Below are 19,127 nucleotides of genomic sequence, written 5' to 3' on the forward strand. Positions count from 1 at the left end.
GAACCATGAAACAGTATCTTGAATTGATGAAAAAAGTGCTCGACGAGGGCACGCCGAAAAATGACCGTACCGGTACCGGCACGCTCTCCATTTTTGGCCACCAGATGCGCTTCAACCTGCAAGAAGGTTTCCCACTGGTGACGACAAAGCGCTGCCACCTGCGCTCGATCATTCATGAACTGCTCTGGTTCCTGCAAGGCGATACCAACGTTGCGTATCTGCACGAAAATAACGTCTCTATCTGGGACGAATGGGCAGATGAAAACGGCAACCTGGGTCCGGTTTACGGCAAGCAGTGGCGTGCGTGGCCAACGCCTGATGGCCGCCATATTGACCAGATCACCACCGTGATGAACCAGCTAAAAAACGACCCGGACTCGCGCCGTATCATCGTTTCTGCCTGGAACGTGGGTGAGCTGGATAAAATGGCGCTGGCACCGTGCCATGCGTTCTTCCAGTTCTATGTAGCGGATGGCAAACTCTCCTGCCAGCTTTACCAGCGCTCTTGCGACGTCTTCCTCGGCCTGCCGTTTAACATCGCCAGCTATGCGCTGTTAGTGCATATGATGGCCCAGCAGTGCGATCTGGACGTCGGTGATTTTGTCTGGACCGGTGGGGATACTCACCTCTACAGCAATCACATGGAACAGACGCATCTGCAGTTGACCCGCGAGCCGCGTGCGCTGCCGAAGCTGATTATCAAACGCAAACCGGAATCGATCTTCGATTATCGCTTTGATGACTTCGAGATTGAGGGATACGACCCGCATCCAGGCATCAAAGCCCCTGTCGCTATCTGATACGGCAAATCGTTACACAACCGGCGCACTTACGCGCCGGTTTTTTTTTCGTCTTCACTCTGTTTTCCGAGGCGTTGTCCAGCCAGCGTGCAACACGCTGCAACGAATGACATTCTCTGGATAACGCCTCGTAAAACCTCGAATTGTCGCTCGTCACGTTCACGGCGTTTCGCCACACTCCCGGCATGAAAAAAGAGAACGGCTTTACGCTTATCGAAACGCTGGTTGCCATCTCGCTGGTCATCATCCTGAGTGCCACAGGGCTATACGGCTGGGACAACTGGCAGCAGCGGCAGAGGTTGTGGCAGGTCGCCTGTCAGGTCCGCGATTACCTCGTGTTTCTGCGAAACGATGCCAATCGTTACAACCGTGACCACGTGATTATGCTTCAGCAGGATGGAAAAGGAGCCTGCCTGGCGAGCTCTGTCATACAGGGATGTGAGAATCACAATCCGCTTGTCCTCAGACCCCTGTGGCCTGAGGTCGTGCTAAGCGAAGTTACGCATTCATTAGGATTCTACGGATTAAGAGATACGGCGTGGGCTGGGCGGATACGGGTACAAAGTGGTGCAGGGGAGTGGTTGATCGTCGTCTCAAATGGAGGACGTATCAGGATCTGTAGTTTTGCAGGGGAAAATTCATGCCGATGAAGCAGCACGGTTTCTCACTCACGGAGGTGCTGATTGCGATGGCGATCAGCAGCATTTTGTTACTGAGCACGTCGCGTTTTTTACCGGGGCTGCAACGGGCTGTTTTGTTGCAATCCCGGGCGCTGGAACGTGAAGAAGAGATCTGGCAACGGCTGTTCGCCATTGGCAAGCAGTTACAGCGCGCGGGGTATTGCGCGGGAGACTGCCAGGGGCAGAGCCTGACCATCGGCAGGGAGGGAAGCTGCGTGATTGTCAGATGGGATGCCAACAGTAACGGCGTCTGGGATACCTCGGCTTCCGAAAATGAAAGTACGGGGTTTCGTCTGGAGTCTGGCGCGCTGGAAACCCTGCGTGGGGCTGCGACATGTGAAGGAAAAGGATGGGAGAAGCTGACAGACCCGGACAGGCTGGTGATCCACACCTTTGTGGTGCGTAAACATGAACATCCGGGGTTTGCGCCTGCGTTATATATAGATCTGACCGCTAAGGATAACGATAAGCTGGCCGTCCCTTATCAGGCACACCATGCCGTTATGGGATTTAACTTGTGAACCGCGAGAGTGGCGTCGCATCGCTGGCGCTGGTGCTGCTGTTACTGGTGCTGGGCACGCTAATCCTCACCGGTCTCAACCAGCAGCTGACAACGTTTAGCATACTGGTGGGCGGTGAGAGCCGTTCGATCCAGCAGCAGGCAGCGGTGCAGTCGGCGCTGGAGTGGGGGCGCGTTCAGCGCTGGTCGTTGCAGCCTGATGTGCAGTGCAAACAGAGACAAACGCAACGTGTATGTTTGCGTGTTCTGAATGAGACCCGGGTGTTACTTATCGCCGGGGAAGGCGAACAGTTGCTCTGGCGTGGCGGGGAGATTACCGACGGGCGCATACGTTTTTTACCTCATGGCTGGAGTGATTTTTGTCCGCTCAAGGAGAGCGCGTTATGCCAACTGCCATGAAGAAAGAAAAAGGGTTCAGCATGGTTGAAGTGCTGCTGTCGATAATGTTACTGGTGGTGATGGTGACAGCGCTGTCTGGTTATCACCGGGCGCTGGCCTCCCGGTTTACACTGTTTAGTCAGTATCGCCAGCTCTGGCATATCGCCTGGACGCAGTCGCAGCGGGACGCCAGTGCGCTGCCCGCAGGCTGGCAGATAAACCGGGTGCAGACAACACAGTCCGGATGTGTCAGCATCACGGTTACACTTATTTCTCCTCTGGGGCGGCGCGGTGAGATGACGCGTTTGCATTGCCCGGTTAGCCAGTAGTCGGGAGCGTCTATGTTAAGGGTCTACCACTCAAATCGTCTGGATGTGCTGGAAGCGCTGATGGAATTTATCGTTGAGCGCGAGCGGCTTGACGATCCTTTTGAGCCTGAAATGGTGCTGGTGCAGAGCACCGGTATGGCACAGTGGCTGCAGATGTCACTTTCCCGTAAATTTGGCATCGCGGCGAATATCGATTTTCCGCTTCCCGCGAGCTTTATCTGGGAGATGTTTGTCCGCGTGTTGCCTGACATCCCCGAGCAGAGCGCGTTCAACAAACAAAGCATGAGCTGGAAGCTGATGGCGCTTTTGCCAGAAATGCTCACGCATGATGAGTTTGCCATGCTGCGCCACTATCTGAATGACGATACCGACAAACGCAAGTTGTTCCAGCTGGCATCGCGTACCGCGGATCTCTATGACCAGTATTTAGTGTATCGTCCGGAATGGCTGACTCGCTGGGAAGCGGGTGAGCAGGTGGAAGGCCTGCCGGAGGCACAGGTCTGGCAAGCACCGCTGTGGAAAGCGCTGGTGGAGCATACCGAAAAACTTGGTCAACCTAAGTGGCATCGTGCGAACCTCTACCAACGGTTCATCTCCATACTGGAAAACAGCGCTGAACGACCGGCCCGCTTGCCTTCCCGCGTGTTCATCTGTGGTATTTCAGCCCTGCCACCCGTCTACCTGGATGCGCTGAAGGCGCTCGGTAAACACACCGACATCCATATTCTCTTCACCAATCCATGCCGCCACTACTGGGGCGACATTCAGGATGACCGGTGGCTTTCACGGCTCGTGACGCGCCAGCGGCGACGCCTCTTTGAAGAGCGTACCGTACCGTTGTTTAAAGACAGCGCCTCTGCCGCGCAGCTTTTTGATGAACAGGGCATACAGAACCTGCCAAACCCGCTGCTCGCCTCATGGGGCAAGCTGGGCCGCGACTACATTCATATGCTCTCTGATATCACCTCGTCAGGCGAAGGCGACGTGGATGCGTTTGTTGAAATCACGCCGGACAGCCTGCTGCACAATATCCAGTCCGATATTCTGGATCTGGAAAATCGCGCGGTGATGGGCGTGACGGCCGAAGAATTTGAACGCAGCGACACGAAGCGGAGACTGGATCCAGAAGATCGCAGTATCACCGTGCATGTTTGCCACAGTGCGCAGCGTGAAGTCGAAGTCCTGCACGATCAATTACTCGCCATGCTGCAGGACGATCCGGAACTGACACCGCGTGATATCGTGGTGATGGTGGCGGATATCGACAGCTACAGTCCCTTTATTCAGGCTGTTTTCGGCAGTGCGACGGGAGAGCGCTACCTGCCTTACGCTATCTCTGACCGCCGGGCTCGCCAGTCTCACCCGGCCTTGCAGGCATTTGTCACCCTGCTGTCACTGCCTGACAGTCGCTTCATTTCCGAAGATGTACTGGCATTGCTCGATGTCCCTGTGCTGGCCGCACGTTTCAACATTAACGAAGAGGGGCTGCGCTACCTCCGTCAGTGGGTGAACGAATCTGGCGTCCGTTGGGGGATAGATGATGACAACGTACAGGAGTTCGAGCTTCCCCCTACCGGACAGCACACCTGGCAGTTTGGTCTGACGCGTATGCTGCTGGGGTACGCCATGGAAAGCAGCCTGGGCGAATGGAATGAGGTCCTGCCGTACGATGAGTCCAGCGGGTTAATCGCAGAGCTGGTGGGTCATTTAGCCTCATTGCTGATGCAGCTTAACCGCTGGCGACGTGCGTTGATGAAGCCGCGTCCGCTGGAGGAATGGCTGCCGGTTTGCCGGGAAGTGCTCAATGATTTCTTCCTGCCGGACAGTGACACGGAAGCCGCGATGGCGCTGATTGAAACGCAGTGGCAGGCGATAGTCGATGAGGGGGTAAACTCCCACTATAACGAAGCGATCCCGCTGTCGCTTCTGCGTGATGAATTGACCCAGCGTCTCGATCAGGAGCGTATCAGCCAGCGCTTCCTTGCCGGCCCAATCAATATCTGCACCCTGATGCCCATGCGTTCCATCCCCTTCAAAGTGGTGTGTCTGCTTGGCATGAATGACGGTATTTATCCACGCGCCCTGCCGCCGCTGGGCTTTGATCTCATGAGCCCGGCACCGAAGCGGGGCGACCGTAGCCGTCGTGATGATGACCGCTACCTCTTCCTTGAGGCGCTGATTTCCGCGCAGAACAAGCTCTACATCAGCTATATCGGTCGGTCGATTCAGGACAACAGCGAGCGTTTCCCCTCCGTTCTGGTGCAGGAACTGGTGGACTATATCGGACAGAGCCACTACCTGCCGGGGGATGAAGAACGTAACTGCGATGAGAGCGACCTGCGGGTGAAAGCGCATATCACCTGTTGTCACAGCCGAATGCCGTTTGACCCGATGAACTACGTCGCCAGCGAATACCAGAGCTATGCCCAGGAGTGGCTGCCCGCGGCGAAGAAAGAGGGGAGAGCGCATACCGATTTCATTCAGGAGCTCGACCCACGGCCCATTGAAACCCTGACCTTCGAACAACTGCAGCGGTTTTGGGCGCATCCGGTACGCGCCTTCTTCCAGCAGCGTTTGCAGGTTAACTTCCGCTCTGAAGAGAGCGAAATCCCTGATGCAGAACCGTTTACGCTGGACGGGCTGGAGCGCTATCAGTTAAACCTCCAGCTGCTGAATGCGCTGGTGGAGCAGGAAGACGCTGACAAACTGTTCCGCCGCTATCGCGCTGCGGGACAATTACCGTATGGTGCGTTCGGGGAGATCGTCTGGGAGGCGCAGTGTACAGAGATGAAGGCGCTTGCTGAGCGTGTTATCGAATGCCGACAGCCTGGCACGAGTCTTGAAATCGACCTCAACTGCAACGGTATCCAGTTAACGGGATGGCTGACCCAGGTTCAGCCGGACGGGCTGCTGCGCTGGCGGCCTTCCATACTGAGCGTTTCGCAGGGTTTGCAACTCTGGCTCGAACATCTTGTCTACAGTGCTGGCGGTAATCAAGGTGAAAGCCGGATGTTCGTGCGTAAAGAGGGCGAGTGGCGCTTCCCACCGATGGACCCGGATCAGGCGTTACATTACTTGTCCCTGTACATAGAAGGCTATCGTCAGGGTATGAACAAACCGCTGCTGTTACTGCCTGAAAGTGGCGGGGCGTGGATAAAAGCCTGTTATGACGCGCAGAATGATGCGATGTTAACGGATGACGCTTCACTGCAGAAAGCGCGGAGTAAATTTGTTCAGGCCTGGGAAGGTAACATGATGGTCCGTGGTGAAGGTGATGATGTCTGGTATCAACGTTTATGGCGAACGCTTGAGCCAGAATACTTTGAGACTATTACGGAAGAGGCACAACGTTACCTGTTACCGTTGTTCAAATTTAATCAGTCCTGACTGCTGTATAAAAATTGCGCAGAAAAGGGTGTTCATTTATGATGCACCTGCTATCACGGACTGATGTACCGAAAGAAAGAGATGCTGGCGTGTCCAGCACGCAGTTTGTTAATGATGTAGCCGTGATAAAGAGGTCGTTAATGCCAGGCAGCACCTTGTTCAAAGCGTTTGTTTTGTTTGTCGCCCTTTGGGCTCCCATCACTCAGGCAGGCTCCGGTTGGCAACCCGTTCAGGAAACTATCCGTAAGAGCGAAAAAGATACCCGTCAGTATCAGGCTGTACGCCTTGATAACGGGATGACCGTGCTGCTGGTTTCCGACCCGCAGGCGGTTAAATCCCTTTCAGCGTTAGTGGTGCCAGTGGGGTCGCTGGAAGATCCCGAAGCGCACCCGGGTCTTGCTCACTATCTGGAACATATGACGCTGATGGGTTCAAAAAAATACCCCCAACCGGATAGCCTCTCCGAATTTCTGAAAATGCATGGCGGCAGCCACAACGCCAGTACGGCACCGTATCGGACGGCATTTTATCTTGAAGTTGAAAATGATGCCCTGGAAGGGGCGGTGGACCGTCTCGCTGATGCGATTGCCGCGCCGTTGCTGGATAAAAAATATGCTGACCGCGAACGCAACGCCGTTAACGCTGAATTGACCCTGGCCCGCACGCGTGACGGTATGCGCATGGCGCAAGTGAGCGCCGAAACCATCAACCCGGCGCACCCTGGCTCCCGTTTTTCCGGGGGTAACCTCGAGACGCTGAGTGACAAACCAAACAGCCCGGTGCTTGATGCGCTGCATGCGTTTCGCGATAAATATTACTCCGCTAACCTGATGAAAGCGGTTATCTACAGCAACAAACCGTTGCCAGAACTGGCTGCCATGGCGGCGCAGACGTTTGGACGGGTACCGAATAAAAATATCGGCCTGCCGCAGATTAACGTACCGGTAGTTACCGACGCGCAGAAAGGGATCGTGATCCACTACGTGCCTGCTCTGCCGCGCAAGGTGTTACGCGTTGAGTTCCGCATTGATAACAATACGGCACAGTTCCGCAGTAAAACGGATGAACTGGTCACCTATCTTATTGGCAACCGTAGTCCGGGTACGCTTTCTGACTGGCTGCAAAAGCAGGGGCTGGTGGAAGGGATCCGTGCCGATTCCGATCCTGTGGTGAACGGCAACAGCGGTGTGCTGGCCATCTCCGCCACCCTGACCGACAAAGGGCTGGCGCACCGTGATGAGGTGGTGGCGGCTATCTTCAGCTATCTCTCGTTGCTGCGCGATAAAGGCGTTGATAAACGCTACTTTGACGAACTGGCACACGTGCTGGACCTCGATTTCCGTTATCCGTCCATTACCCGCGACATGGACTACGTTGAGTGGCTGGCGGACACCATGATCCGCGTGCCGGTGGAACATACGCTGGACGCGGTCAACATTGCCGACCGGTACGACGCTGAGGCGATAAAAGCGCGCCTGGCGATGATGACCCCGCAGAATGCCCGTATCTGGTACATCAGCCCGAACGAGCCGCATAACAAAACGGCCTATTTTGTGGATGCCCCTTATCAGGTGGATAAAATCAGTGCGCAAACCTTCGCGGACTGGCAGAAAAAGGCCGGAGAGATTGCCCTGAAGCTGCCGGAATTGAATCCCTATATCCCGGATGATTTCTCCCTGATTAAAACCACGAAAGCGTATCCACATCCGCAGCTTATTGTTGATGAGCCGACGTTGCGCGTGGTGTACACCCCAAGCCACTATTTTGCCAGTGAGCCAAAAGCCGATGTCAGCGTTGTCCTTCGCAACCCGAAAGCGATGGATAGCGCCAAAAATCAGGTGATGTTTGCGCTCAATGACTATCTGGCCGGTATCGCGCTTGACCAGCTCAGCAACCAGGCCGCCGTGGGTGGGATCAGCTTCTCTACCAACGCCAATAACGGTCTGATGGTCAATGCAAACGGCTATACCCAGCGTCTGCCTCAGCTGTTCCAGGCGTTGCTGGAGGGCTATTTCAGCTACACGCCAACGGAAGAACAGTTTGAGCAGGCTAAGTCCTGGTATGCGCAGATGATGGATTCTGCTGAGAAAGGCAAAGCGTACGATCAGGCGATTATGCCGGCGCAAATGCTGTCGCAAATCCCCTATTTCCAGCGTGAAGATCGCCGGGCGCTGCTGCCATCCCTTTCTTTAAAAGAGGTGCTGGCTTATCGCGACGCGCTGAAAACGAACACGCGTCCGGAGTTTCTTATCGTCGGCAATATGAGCGAGGAGCAGGCCAAAACGCTGGCAGAGAACGTACGTCAGCAGCTCGGTTCAAAAGGCGACGAGTGGTGCCGCAACCAGGATGTGCTGGTTGAGAAAAAACAGAATGTGATTTTCGAAAAAGCAGGCAACAGCACGGATTCCGCGCTGGCCGCCGTGTTTGTGCCTACGGGCTATGATGAATTCACCAGTTCTGCGCAGAGTGCCGTTCTGGGACAAATTATTCAGCCGTGGTTCTACAATCAACTGCGCACAGAAGAGCAGCTTGGTTACGCGGTCTTTGCGTTCTCCATGAACGTCGGCCGTCAGTGGGGGCTGGGTTTCCTGCTGCAGAGCAGCGATAAACAACCCGCTTATCTCTGGCAGCGTTACCAGGCATTCTTCCCGCAAGCGGAAGCCAGACTGCGAGCCATGAAGCCGGAAGAGTTCGCCCAGATCCAGCAGGCCGTGATTGCGCAGGTGATGCAACCGCCGCAGACGCTGGGTGAAGAAGCATCCCAGCTGAGCAAAGATTTTGATCGCGGTAATCTGAAATTTGATTCGCGTGATAAAGTAGTGGCCGAGATAAAACAGCTGACGCCTCAGAAGGTTGCTGACTTCTTCCATCAGGCGGTGGTTAAACCGCAGGGAATGGCCATTCTGTCTCAGGTTTCTGGTAGCCAGAGCGGGAAAACGGACTACGTTAACCCGAAAGGCTGGAAAATCTGGAAGAGCGTCAGCGCCCTGCAGCAATCTATGCCCTGGAGTAAGAAAGAATGACCGATACCGCTGAGCCTCTTGATCCCTTACGTTTACCTCTACAGGGTGAACGATTGATTGAAGCCTCAGCGGGAACGGGAAAAACATTCACCATTGCCGCACTGTATCTGCGCCTGTTGCTGGGGCTGGGCGGTCATGCCGCTTTTCCACGTCCACTAAGCGTGGAGGAGCTGCTGGTGGTGACCTTCACCGAGGCCGCCACCGCTGAGCTGCGCGGCCGTATCCGTGTCAATATTCATGAACTGCGCATCGCCTGTTTGCGCGAAAGCACGGATAACCCGCTCTACGCGAGCCTGCTGGAAGAGATTGCCGATAAACAGCAGGCCGCACAGTGGCTGCTTCTGGCTGAACGGCAAATGGATGAGGCCTCCGTCTTCACCATTCACGGTTTTTGCCAGCGCATGCTGAGCCTGAATGCGTTTGAATCCGGCATGCTGTTTGAACAGCAGCTTATTGAAGATGAATCTGAGCTTCGCTATCAGGCCTGTGCAGATTTCTGGCGTCGCCACTGCTATCCCTTACAGCGAGATATCGCAGAAGCGGTACATGCGTTGTGGAAAGGGCCTGAGGAGCTTCTGCGTGCCATTGACCGCTACCTCCAGGGGGAAGCCCCGGTCATTAAATCCCCACCGCCTGCAGATGAAACGCTGGCCTCGCGCCATGAAAAAATTGTCGCGAAGATTGCCGCCCTGAAGCAAAAATGGCTCGAGTCTGTCAGCGAGATTGACGCTATTATCGAAAATTCCGGCATCGACAGGCGCAAGTTTAACCGTGGCAATCAGGGGAAATGGATCGACAGGATCACTGCCTGGGCGCAGGAAGAGACACGCGGTTATCAGCTTCCGGACGCGCTGGAAAAATTTTCCCGGCGTTTTCTGGTTGAGCGCACCAAAGCCGATGGCATAGTTCCGGAGCACCCGCTGTTTGTTGAGATCGAAACCCTGCTGGCAGAGCCGTTAACCCTCAACGACCTGATGATCACCCGCGCCATGACGGAGATCCGTGAAGCGGTCTCGCGTGAGAAACGCCGTCGGGGGGAGCTGGGTTTTGACGATATGCTAAGTCGCCTGGACGCGGCGTTGTGCAGTGAAAACGGCGAGGCGCTTGCCGCCGCCATCCGCACGCGCTTTCCGGTGGCGATGATTGACGAATTTCAGGATACCGATCCCCAGCAGTACCGCATTTTCCGCCGTATCTGGCGACAGCAGCCCGACACCGCGCTGTTGCTGATTGGCGATCCAAAGCAGGCCATTTATGCCTTCCGTGGGGCGGATATTTTCACCTACATGAAAGCCCGTAGCGAGGTGGCGGCGCACTACACCCTGGACACCAACTGGCGTTCCTCGCCGGGGATGGTGGAGAGCGTCAACGCGCTTTTCAGCCGCATGGAGTCGGCGTTTATGTTCCGGGAAATTCCCTTTCAGCCGGTAAAATTCGCTGCCAGAAATGCCGCGTTACGCTTTGAATTCAACGGCGTGACCCAACCCGCGATGAATTTCTGGCTGCTGGACGGTGAGGGGTGTGGCGTTGCGGACTATCAACATGCCATGGCTCAGTACTGTGCCGCGCAGATCCGGGACTGGCTCAGCGCAGGCACGCGCGGTGAGGCGTTGCTGTGGAAGGGGGATAAATCCACCCCGGTAAAGGCATCCGATATTACGGTGCTGGTGCGCAGTCGTCAGGAGGCGGCGCTGATCCGTGATGCCCTGACGTCACTGAATATCCCGTCTGTGTATCTCTCTAACCGCGATAGTGTCTTTGAAACGCTGGAAGCGCAGGAGATGCTGTGGTTGCTGCAGGCCGTGCTGGCGCCGGAGCGGGAAAGCACCCTTCGCAGCGCGCTGGCAAGCAGCATGCTGGGACTGAACGCGCGCGATATTGATGCGCTAAATAACGACGAAGCCGCCTGGGATGCGGTGGTCGAAGAGTTTGTGCATTACCGCGAGCGCTGGCAAAAACGCGGCGTGATGGCGATGCTGCGTGAACTGATGAGGCAGCGTCACATTGCTGAGAATATGCTCGCCACGGCAGGCGGTGAGCGCCGTCTGACCGATATTTTGCATATCAGCGAACTGTTGCAGGAGGCGGGCACGCAGCTGGAAAGTGAGCATGCCCTGGTGCGCTGGCTCGCGCAGCAAATTGCCGATCCGAACAGTAACTCGTCGAGCCAGCAGATGCGTCTCGAGAGTGATAAACACCTGGTGCAAATCGTCACCATTCACAAGTCGAAAGGCCTGGAGTATCCGCTGGTCTGGCTGCCGTTTATCGCCAATTACCGGGTGCAGGATCAGGCCTTTTACCACGATCGTGAGTCCTTCGAAGCGGTGCTCGATCTCAGTAAAGCAGAGTCCAGCGTTGAACTGGCCGAGGCCGAGCGCCTGGCCGAAGATTTACGCTTGCTCTATGTGGCACTGACCCGCTCGGTCTGGCACTGTAGTCTGGGTGTCGCGCCGCTATTCCGCCGCCGTGGCGAAAAGACAGGTGAGACCGATTTTCATCTGAGCGCGCTGGGCAGGCTGATTCAGCTCGGCGAGCCCAAAGATGCGGCAGGGTTGCGTCTGTGTATCGACTCACTCTGCGGGGAACATATTGCCCTGCATATTCCGTCGCAACCCGATAATAGCCGCTGGCAACTGCCAGAGCAGCAGGCGTCTGAGCTGCATGCCCGGCAGATTACGCGAACCGTTGCAGACGACTGGCGTGTGACCAGCTACTCCGGTTTACAGCAGCACGGGCAGAGCATTGCGCAGGATCTGATGCCTAAGCTTGACGTGGATGCCGCAGGAACCGGAAGTGTGCCGGATGAACCGGTGCTGACTCCTCATCAATTTCCGCGCGGCGCGTCACCGGGCACATTTTTACACAGCCTGTTTGAAGAGCTGGATTTCACCCAACCTGTCTCTGAGGAGTGGGTACTGAAAATGTTGCAAAGTGGGGGCTACGACGCACAATGGCAGCCGGTGCTCACCGAATGGATCAGTGCAATCCTTCACGCCCCGCTGACGGCACAGGGTATATCGCTCAGCCAGTTGACGGCTAAAGATAAGCAGGTGGAGATGGAGTTTTATCTTCCCATCGCCAGCCCGCTAAAGGCCGAGGCGCTGGATGCGCTGATCCGCGAGTATGACCCGTTATCCGCCGGTTGCCCGCCACTTAACTTCCGTCAGGTTCAGGGGATGCTGAAGGGCTTTATCGACCTGGTGTTCCGCCATGAAGGGCGTTACTACCTGCTGGATTACAAATCGAACTGGTTGGGTGAAAACAGCGAAGCCTACACTCAACAGGCGATGGCCTCTGCCATGCAGATGCATCGTTACGATCTGCAATACCAGTTATATACCCTGGCGCTGCATCGCTATCTGCGTCATCGCATTGCAAATTACCGCTACGAAGACCATTTTGGCGGGGTGATTTACCTCTTCCTGCGCGGGGTGGATGCCGCCGATCCGCGCTCGGGGATCTTCTGTACGCGCCCGGACGAGGCACTGATTGAAAAAATGGACAGCTTGTTTGCCGCAGGCACGGAGGAGGTGGCATGACGATGCAGGAATTACTGCTGGAAGCCGTAGAACAACGACTGCTGCGCCATCTTGATGTGCAGTTCGCCATGATGGTGGCTGGCGAGCAGCCGGCCGTGATGCTCGCTGCCGCTATCCTGAGCAAAGATGCGGGGGAAGGGCATGTCTGTCTGCCGCTTTCGCGTCTGGCGATTGATGAAAAAATGCCTGTGGCCCTTCAGTCCTGTTTTGCCCTGCTGGGCGAATCCGTGGACTGGCAGACCGTTTTGCTGAGCTCTCCTGCTGTCAGCAGAGCCGATACCCAGACGCCCATGATCCTTATCGGCGAGCGGTTGTACCTTAACCGGCTATGGCGTAATGAACTGACGGTAGCGCGCTTTTTCAGCGAGACAAACGCACCGCTTCCCTGTGAAGAAGCGCAGCTCCGGCAAACGCTGGATGCCCTGTTTACCTCAGATGAGGCGACAGACTGGCAGAAAGTGGCGGCGGCCGTCGCCTTAACGCGACGGATCTCGGTGATCTCGGGCGGACCGGGCACGGGTAAAACCACCACCGTGGCCAAACTGCTTGCCGCACTGATTCAGCTGTCGGGTGAGCAAAAATGCCGTATTCGCCTGGCAGCACCCACCGGCAAAGCGGCGGCCAGGTTGACAGAGTCGTTAGGTGGCGCGCTGCAAAAACTGCCGCTCACCCGGGAACAGCTTGCGCTTTTCCCCAATGAAGCCAGCACCCTGCACCGGCTACTGGGTGCCCAGCCGGGCAGCCAGCGCCTGCGTTACCATGCCGGAAACCCGCTGCATCTCGATGTGCTGGTCGTGGATGAAGCGTCGATGATCGACCTGACGATGATGTCGCGGCTGATTGACGCCTTACCTTCCCACGCGCGCGTGATTTTCCTTGGCGATCGTGACCAGCTTGCCTCGGTGGAAGCCGGTGCTGTGCTGGGCGATATCTGCACCTATGCGAGTCTTGGGTATACCGCGGAACGTGCTGAGGAGTTAGCCCGCCTCACCGGCTGTTCGCTCGCAGCTGAAAGCCACTCTCTCGCGGCGGCGCTGCGCGACAGCCTGTGTCTACTGCAAAAAAGCTACCGTTTCGGGAGTGATTCCGGCATTGGCCAACTGGCGGCGGCCGTGAACAGAGGGGATCGGCATGCGACCAGTGCTGTTTTTGACGGCAGCTTCAATGATATTGAGAAGAAATCGCTGCAAACCGGGGAAGAGTATCAGGCGATGCTGGATGATGCCCTGCAGGGCTATCAGCATTTCCTGACGAGCGTGCAGCAGCAACATACGCCTGCGCAGGTCATTGCCGCGTTTGGCGAATATCAGTTGCTGTGTGCGCTGAGGGAAGGGCCTTTTGGCGTCAGCGGCCTTAACGACAGGCTTGAGCAATTGCTTGCGCAAAAGCGCAAAATCACCCGCACGCCGCATTCACGCTGGTATGAAGGTCGGCCAGTCATGATCTCCCGCAACGATAGCGCGCTGGGGTTGTTCAACGGGGATATTGGCATTGCGCTTGATCGTGGACAGGGGCTTCGCGTCTGGTTCCTGATGCCGGATGGTAGCGTGAAGTCCGTACAGCCCAGCCGCTTGCCTGAACATGAAACAGCATGGGCGATGACGGTACACAAATCTCAGGGATCCGAGTTCAACCATGCGGCGCTGATCCTGCCCACCCAGCTTTCACCCGTCATTACCCGGGAGCTGATCTACACTGCCATCACCCGTGCGCGTCAGCGCTTGTCGCTCTATACCGATGAGCGTGTGCTGGTGCAGGCGATTGCCACCCGTACGGAACGGCGAAGCGGCCTGAGCGCGATATTTGAGTCCCTCTGAAGGACGTCAGAAATGTAAGCCGGGTGAGCGCAGTGCTACCCGGCGAAGGTTGAATTATCCCAGGTCGGCCATCAGCACCTTCGAGCGGCGTTGATAGTTGTACATCTCTTTTTTACTTTCAGGCAGCAAATCAATATCCACAGGCGTAAAACCGCGCTCCTGGAACCAGTGAATGCTGCGCGTGGTCAGGACGAACAGCTTGCTCAGGCCCATCTGGCGCGCCTGGGCCGCCACGCGCTCAAGCAGCATCTCGCCGCGTGAAGAGCTGCGGTAGTCTGGATGGACAGCGACGCAGGCCATTTCGCCGATCTTCTCTTCCGGGAACGGATAGAGCGCGGCGCAGGCGATTGTCAGGTTATCGCGCTGGATAATCGTGAATTTGTCGATCTCCATTTCCAGCTGTTCGCGGGAACGGCGCACCAGGATCCCTTGCTGCTCCAGCGGGCGAATTAACTCCAGAATGCCGCCAATATCGTTAATGGTGGCGCGGCGGATCTGCTCCGCACTCTCCATTACGATCTGGGTGCCGATACCGTCGCGGGAGAACAGCTCCTGCAGCAGGGCACCGTCTTCCTGATAGCTGATCAGGTGGCTACGACGCACGCCGCTACGGCAGGCTTTCACCGCACCGCGCAGAAAACGGACGGTACCAGAATGATAATCCCCTTCGGCTTCCAGCGCTTCGACGCGGGCCTGAGCCTCATTAGGGAAAAGTTCTGGCACAATCACGCCCTCATCGTTGACGACGCCCTGGGAAGAGCAAAACCCAATCATTTTTTCTGCTTTCAGTTTGATCGCCAGCTGGGTGGCAATCTCTTCAGACGTGAGGTTAAAGCTCTCGCCGGTGACGGAAACGGCCACCGGCCCCATCAGTACGATGGCACCGCTATCCAGTTGACGGTGAATGGCTTCCTCATCAATACGACGAATACGTCCGCTGTGGCAATAGTCCACACCGTCGTCCACGCCCAGAGGCTGAGCAATGATGAAGTTACCGCTGACGACGTTGATATGCGCCCCCTGCAGCGGCGTGTTGTTCAGGCTCATGGACAGGCGCGCGGTGATATCCAGCTGCAGCAGACCCGCGGCCTGTTTCACCAGCTCCAGGGTTTTGGCATCCGTAACGCGGGTATGCTTGTGATAAATCGGCTCGTGATGGTGCGCGGCCAGGTTCGCATCGATTTGTGGACGCGCGCCATACACCACCACCAGGCGGATGCCGAGGCTGTGCAGCAGGCCGATGTCATTGACGATGCTGGAAAAGTTTTCATGCTCAATGGCTTCGCCGCCGAGCATGATGACAAACGTTTTTCCCCGATGGGCGTTGATATAGGGAACAGAATGGCGGAATCCCTGGACCAGTTCGGTTCTACGTTCCTTCACCATGGCACAACCCTTAATGAATGTTTATTCGCAATTTCTGTATTTTTATTCGATTGCGGCCGCATGTGCAAGCCTAAATTTTCTGCGACCCACAGAAATTAATAAGTAATCCGTGCGTTAACGTATGATTGTTTACCCTTTTATAGATGACAGTTTATGCGTCATTCGTTAAAGTTTTCGGTCAATTTTGATGTTTTGTCTGTCAATCAGATTTCTTGCTCGGGAGAAGCATGTCGGGATCCAATTCAGCAATAAGCCGCCGCCGTTTGTTAAAAGGGGCCGGGGCGATGTGGCTGCTCAGCGTCAGCCAGGTGGGTCTTGCCGCCACAAGTCAGGTGGTGGCGGTGCGCGTCTGGCCGTCGTCAACCTATACGCGCGTCACGGTGGAATCCAATCGGGTGCTGAAATATAAGCAGTTTGCCCTCAGCAACCCTGAGCGTGTGGTGGTGGATCTCGAAGGCGTTAACCTGAACTCCGTTCTGAAGGGGATGGCGGCGCAGATCCGAGGTGATGATCCGTTTATCAAATCGGCGCGCGTAGGGCAGTTTGATCCGCAAACCGTGCGCATGGTGTTTGAACTGAAGCAGAATGTGAAACCGCAGCTGTTTGCCCTTGCGCCTGTTGCGACGTTCAAAGAACGTCTGGTGATGGATCTCTATCCGGCAAATGCAACGGACATTCAGGATCCCCTTCTGGCATTACTGGAAGACTACAACCAGGGCAATCTTGAGAAACAGGTTCCACCTGCGCAAAGTGGCCCGCAGCCCGGGAAAGCAGGGCGCGATCGCCCGATTGTGATCATGCTCGATCCTGGCCATGGAGGCGAAGACTCAGGCGCGATAGGCAAATACCGGACGCGGGAAAAAGATGTGGTGTTGCAGATTGCCCGCCGTCTTAAAGCGTTAATCGATAAAGAGGGCAACATGCGCGCCTATATGACGCGCAATGAAGATGTCTTTATTCCGCTGAAAGTGCGTGTGGCAAAAGCCCAGAAGCAGCGTGCGGATCTCTTTGTCTCTATCCACGCTGATGCGTTTACCAGCCGTCAGCCAAGTGGATCGTCAGTATTTGCCCTCTCAACCAAAGGGGCGACCAGTACCGCGGCGCGTTACCTCGCGGACACGCAGAACGCCTCGGATCTCATCGGTGGTGTGAGCAAAAGCGGCGACCGCTATGTGGATCACACCATGTTCGATATGGTGCAATCGCTGACCATTACCGACAGCCTGAAGTTTGGTAAAGCGGTGCTGGGTAAGCTTGGCAATATCAACAAGCTGCACAAAAACAGCGTTGAGCAAGCCGGGTTTGCGGTACTGAAAGCGCCGGATATCCCGTCTATCCTGGTTGAAACGGCGTTTATCAGTAACGTGGAAGAGGAGCGGAAGCTCAAGACGGCTAAATTCCAGCAGGAAGTGGCGGAGTCGATTCTGGCAGGGATCAGGGCGTATTTCTCTGACGGGGCGACGCTGGCAAGACGTGGATAATGCTGCCCGCCGGGTTAACGCCCGGCAAATTCACAAACGACAGATACAAAAAAACACCCTTAAGGGTGTTGATTGTTTTTAGAAGTATTGGTTGCGGGGGCCGGATTTGAACCGACGACCTTCGGGTTATGAGCCCGACGAGCTACCAGGCTGCTCCACCCCGCGTCCGTCTTTCTACTTGTGTAGAAACTTACTTCTTCAAATTTGATTGGTTGCGGGGGCCGGATTTGAACCGACGACCTTCGGGTTATGAGCCCGACGAGCTACCAGGCTGCTCCACCCCGCGTCCGTCTTTCTACTCTCGTAGAAGATACTTCATCAAATTTTAATTGGTTGCGGGGGCCGGATTTGAACCGACGACCTTCGGGTTATGAGCCCGACGAGCTACCAGGCTGCTCCACCCCGCGTCCGTGGATGCGCACTATACTCGGTTAGGTTTGTGATGCAACCCCTTTTTCACATAATTCATTAATTTTGTATGTAAATTGAACGGCATCGAAACCTTTGGACTATTTTTTGCTCAGAATTTGCCAAAGGGCATGTGATTCCGTTTCTTTAGAACAGTGGGTTTGTTATCTTCATCACGCGGAAATGGGCAACTTAAAGACGAGATATAATGAAAGGACGTTGGGCAAAGTATCTGATCACGGGCGCAATGGTAGCGATTCTTGCCGCCTGTTCTTCTAAACCGACCGATCGCGGTCAACAGTATAAAGACGGGAAATTATCCCAGCCTTTCTCTTTAGTTAACCAGCCGGATGCTGTCGGCGCACCGATCAACGCCGGTGATTTCTCCGAGCAGGTTTACCAGATCCGCAATGCGTCGCCGCGCCTGTATGGCTCACAGAGTAGCGTTTATAACGCCGTGCAGGACTGGCTGCGTGCGGGCGGTGATACGCGCAACATGCGCCAGTTTGGTATCGACGCCTGGCAGATGGAAGGGGCGGACAACTACGGCAACGTGCAGTTTACCGGCTATTACACTCCGGTTATCCAGGCGCGCCATACGCGTCAGGGCGAATTCCAGTATCCCATTTATCGTATGCCGCCAAAACGTGGCCGCCTGCCGTCCCGCGCGGAGATCTACGCCGGCGCGCTTAGCGAAAACTACGTCCTGGCTTACAGCAACTCCCTGATGGACAACTTCATCATGGATGTTCAGGGCAGTGGCTACATCGATTTTGGTGACGGTTCTCCGCTGAACTTCTTTAGCTACGCCGGCAAAAACGGCCATGCCTACCGCAGCATTGGTAAAGTGCTGATCGACCGAGGCGAAGTGAAAAAAGAAGATATGTCGATGCAGGCGATCCGCGAGTGGGGCGAAAAACACAGTGAAGCCGAGGTGCGTGAGCTGCTGGAGCAGAACCCGTCATTCGTCTTCTTTAAACCGCAAAACTTTGCGCCGGTGAAAGGGGCGAGCGCCGTGCCGCTGATTGGCCGTGCGTCGGTGGCATCGGATCGTTCCATCATTCCTGCGGGTACCACGCTGCTGGCAGAAGTGCCGCTGCTGGACAATAACGGTAAATTTAACGGTCAGTACGAGTTACGTCTGATGGTGGCGCTGGATGTCGGTGGCGCAATTAAAGGCCAGCACTTTGATATTTATCAGGGGATTGGCCCGGACGCCGGCCACCGTGCAGGCTGGTATAACCACTATGGCCGCGTATGGGTGCTGAAGACAGCGCCTGGTGCCGGAAACGTATTCAGCGGCTGATTGTGGTATTCTGAGCGGAATACGGATTACTGTTCAGGGTGAGGAAAAACCTCACCCTTTTTACATCTGAGGT

The 19,127-nt window shown here is 55.8% G+C and carries 12 protein-coding genes and 3 tRNA genes; 11 read left to right on the forward strand and 4 right to left on the reverse strand.

Translation table 11 applies throughout. From position 1 onward, the window contains the following. Positions 1-5: 5 nt before the first annotated feature. The 9 genes from thyA (at position 6) to recD (ending at position 14,473) form a co-directional block, all read left to right on the forward strand. Positions 6-800: a thymidylate synthase gene (thyA, locus tag NQ842_RS05655; protein ID WP_014171447.1), complete on the forward strand. Its 795-nt coding sequence runs from the start codon at positions 6-8 to the stop codon at positions 798-800. Positions 801-985: 185 nt separating this feature from the next. After that, complete coding sequence (locus NQ842_RS05660) at positions 986-1,450, forward strand: prepilin peptidase-dependent protein (protein WP_047361398.1); 465 nt, start codon at positions 986-988, stop codon at positions 1,448-1,450. Then, on the forward strand, positions 1,441-2,001 hold the full coding sequence (locus NQ842_RS05665; protein ID WP_153907460.1) for a prepilin peptidase-dependent protein: 561 nt from the start codon (positions 1,441-1,443) through the stop codon (positions 1,999-2,001). Before NQ842_RS05660 ends, NQ842_RS05665 begins: the two co-directional genes overlap by 10 nt. Beyond that, positions 1,998-2,399 (forward strand): DUF2509 family protein, encoded by a 402-nt coding sequence (locus NQ842_RS05670; RefSeq protein WP_046889786.1) that lies wholly within the window; start codon positions 1,998-2,000, stop codon positions 2,397-2,399. Before NQ842_RS05665 ends, NQ842_RS05670 begins: the two co-directional genes overlap by 4 nt. Next, positions 2,384-2,707 (forward strand): prepilin-type N-terminal cleavage/methylation domain-containing protein, encoded by a 324-nt coding sequence (locus NQ842_RS05675; protein WP_046889785.1) that lies wholly within the window; start codon positions 2,384-2,386, stop codon positions 2,705-2,707. The genes NQ842_RS05670 and NQ842_RS05675 overlap by 16 nt, the downstream gene beginning before the upstream one ends. Before the next feature lie 12 nt (positions 2,708-2,719). Beyond that, on the forward strand, positions 2,720-6,094 hold the full coding sequence (gene recC / locus NQ842_RS05680) for an exodeoxyribonuclease V subunit gamma (RefSeq protein WP_257256606.1): 3,375 nt from the start codon (positions 2,720-2,722) through the stop codon (positions 6,092-6,094). A 140-nt stretch (positions 6,095-6,234) separates the two neighbouring features. Next, positions 6,235-9,117: a pitrilysin gene (ptrA, locus tag NQ842_RS05685; protein ID WP_050860319.1), complete on the forward strand. Its 2,883-nt coding sequence runs from the start codon at positions 6,235-6,237 to the stop codon at positions 9,115-9,117. Continuing rightward, positions 9,114-12,656, forward strand: a complete 3,543-nt coding sequence (gene recB / locus NQ842_RS05690; protein ID WP_257256607.1) for an exodeoxyribonuclease V subunit beta — start codon at positions 9,114-9,116, stop codon at positions 12,654-12,656. The genes ptrA and recB overlap by 4 nt, the downstream gene beginning before the upstream one ends. Then, positions 12,653-14,473 carry an exodeoxyribonuclease V subunit alpha gene (gene recD / locus NQ842_RS05695; RefSeq protein ID WP_257256608.1) on the forward strand — a complete coding sequence of 607 codons (1,821 nt, stop codon included), beginning with the start codon at positions 12,653-12,655 and terminating at the stop codon, positions 14,471-14,473. Before recB ends, recD begins: the two co-directional genes overlap by 4 nt. 54 nt (positions 14,474-14,527) lie before the next feature. Here recD and argA read toward each other — a convergent pair whose 3' ends face one another. After that, entirely contained in the window at positions 14,528-15,859 is a 1,332-nt protein-coding gene (argA, locus tag NQ842_RS05700; RefSeq protein WP_014833114.1) for an amino-acid N-acetyltransferase, read from the reverse strand. Positions 15,860-16,086: 227 nt separating this feature from the next. Between argA and amiC the strand changes: the two genes are divergently transcribed. Next, on the forward strand, positions 16,087-17,340 hold the full coding sequence (gene amiC / locus NQ842_RS05705) for an N-acetylmuramoyl-L-alanine amidase AmiC (RefSeq protein WP_014833113.1): 1,254 nt from the start codon (positions 16,087-16,089) through the stop codon (positions 17,338-17,340). An 88-nt stretch (positions 17,341-17,428) separates the two neighbouring features. Here the strand turns inward: amiC and NQ842_RS05710 are convergent. The 3 genes from NQ842_RS05710 to NQ842_RS05720 all read right to left on the reverse strand — a co-directional run bounded on the left by NQ842_RS05710 (position 17,429) and on the right by NQ842_RS05720 (position 17,747). Further along, a tRNA-Met gene (locus tag NQ842_RS05710) sits at positions 17,429-17,505 on the reverse strand. A 44-nt stretch (positions 17,506-17,549) separates the two neighbouring features. Next, positions 17,550-17,626 (reverse strand) — tRNA-Met (locus NQ842_RS05715). A 44-nt stretch (positions 17,627-17,670) separates the two neighbouring features. Continuing rightward, positions 17,671-17,747 (reverse strand) — tRNA-Met (locus tag NQ842_RS05720). A gap of 209 nt (positions 17,748-17,956) precedes the next feature. On the opposite strand from NQ842_RS05720, the gene mltA reads away from it, so the two are divergent. Further along, a complete protein-coding gene (gene mltA / locus NQ842_RS05725) occupies positions 17,957-19,054 on the forward strand; it encodes a murein transglycosylase A (protein ID WP_014833112.1) in 1,098 nt (365 codons plus the stop codon). The last annotated feature ends 73 nt before the right edge of the window (positions 19,055-19,127 follow it).

The sequence above is a fragment of the Enterobacter cloacae complex sp. R_G8 genome (assembly GCF_024599795.1).
GTDB lineage: Bacteria > Pseudomonadota > Gammaproteobacteria > Enterobacterales > Enterobacteriaceae > Enterobacter > Enterobacter dissolvens.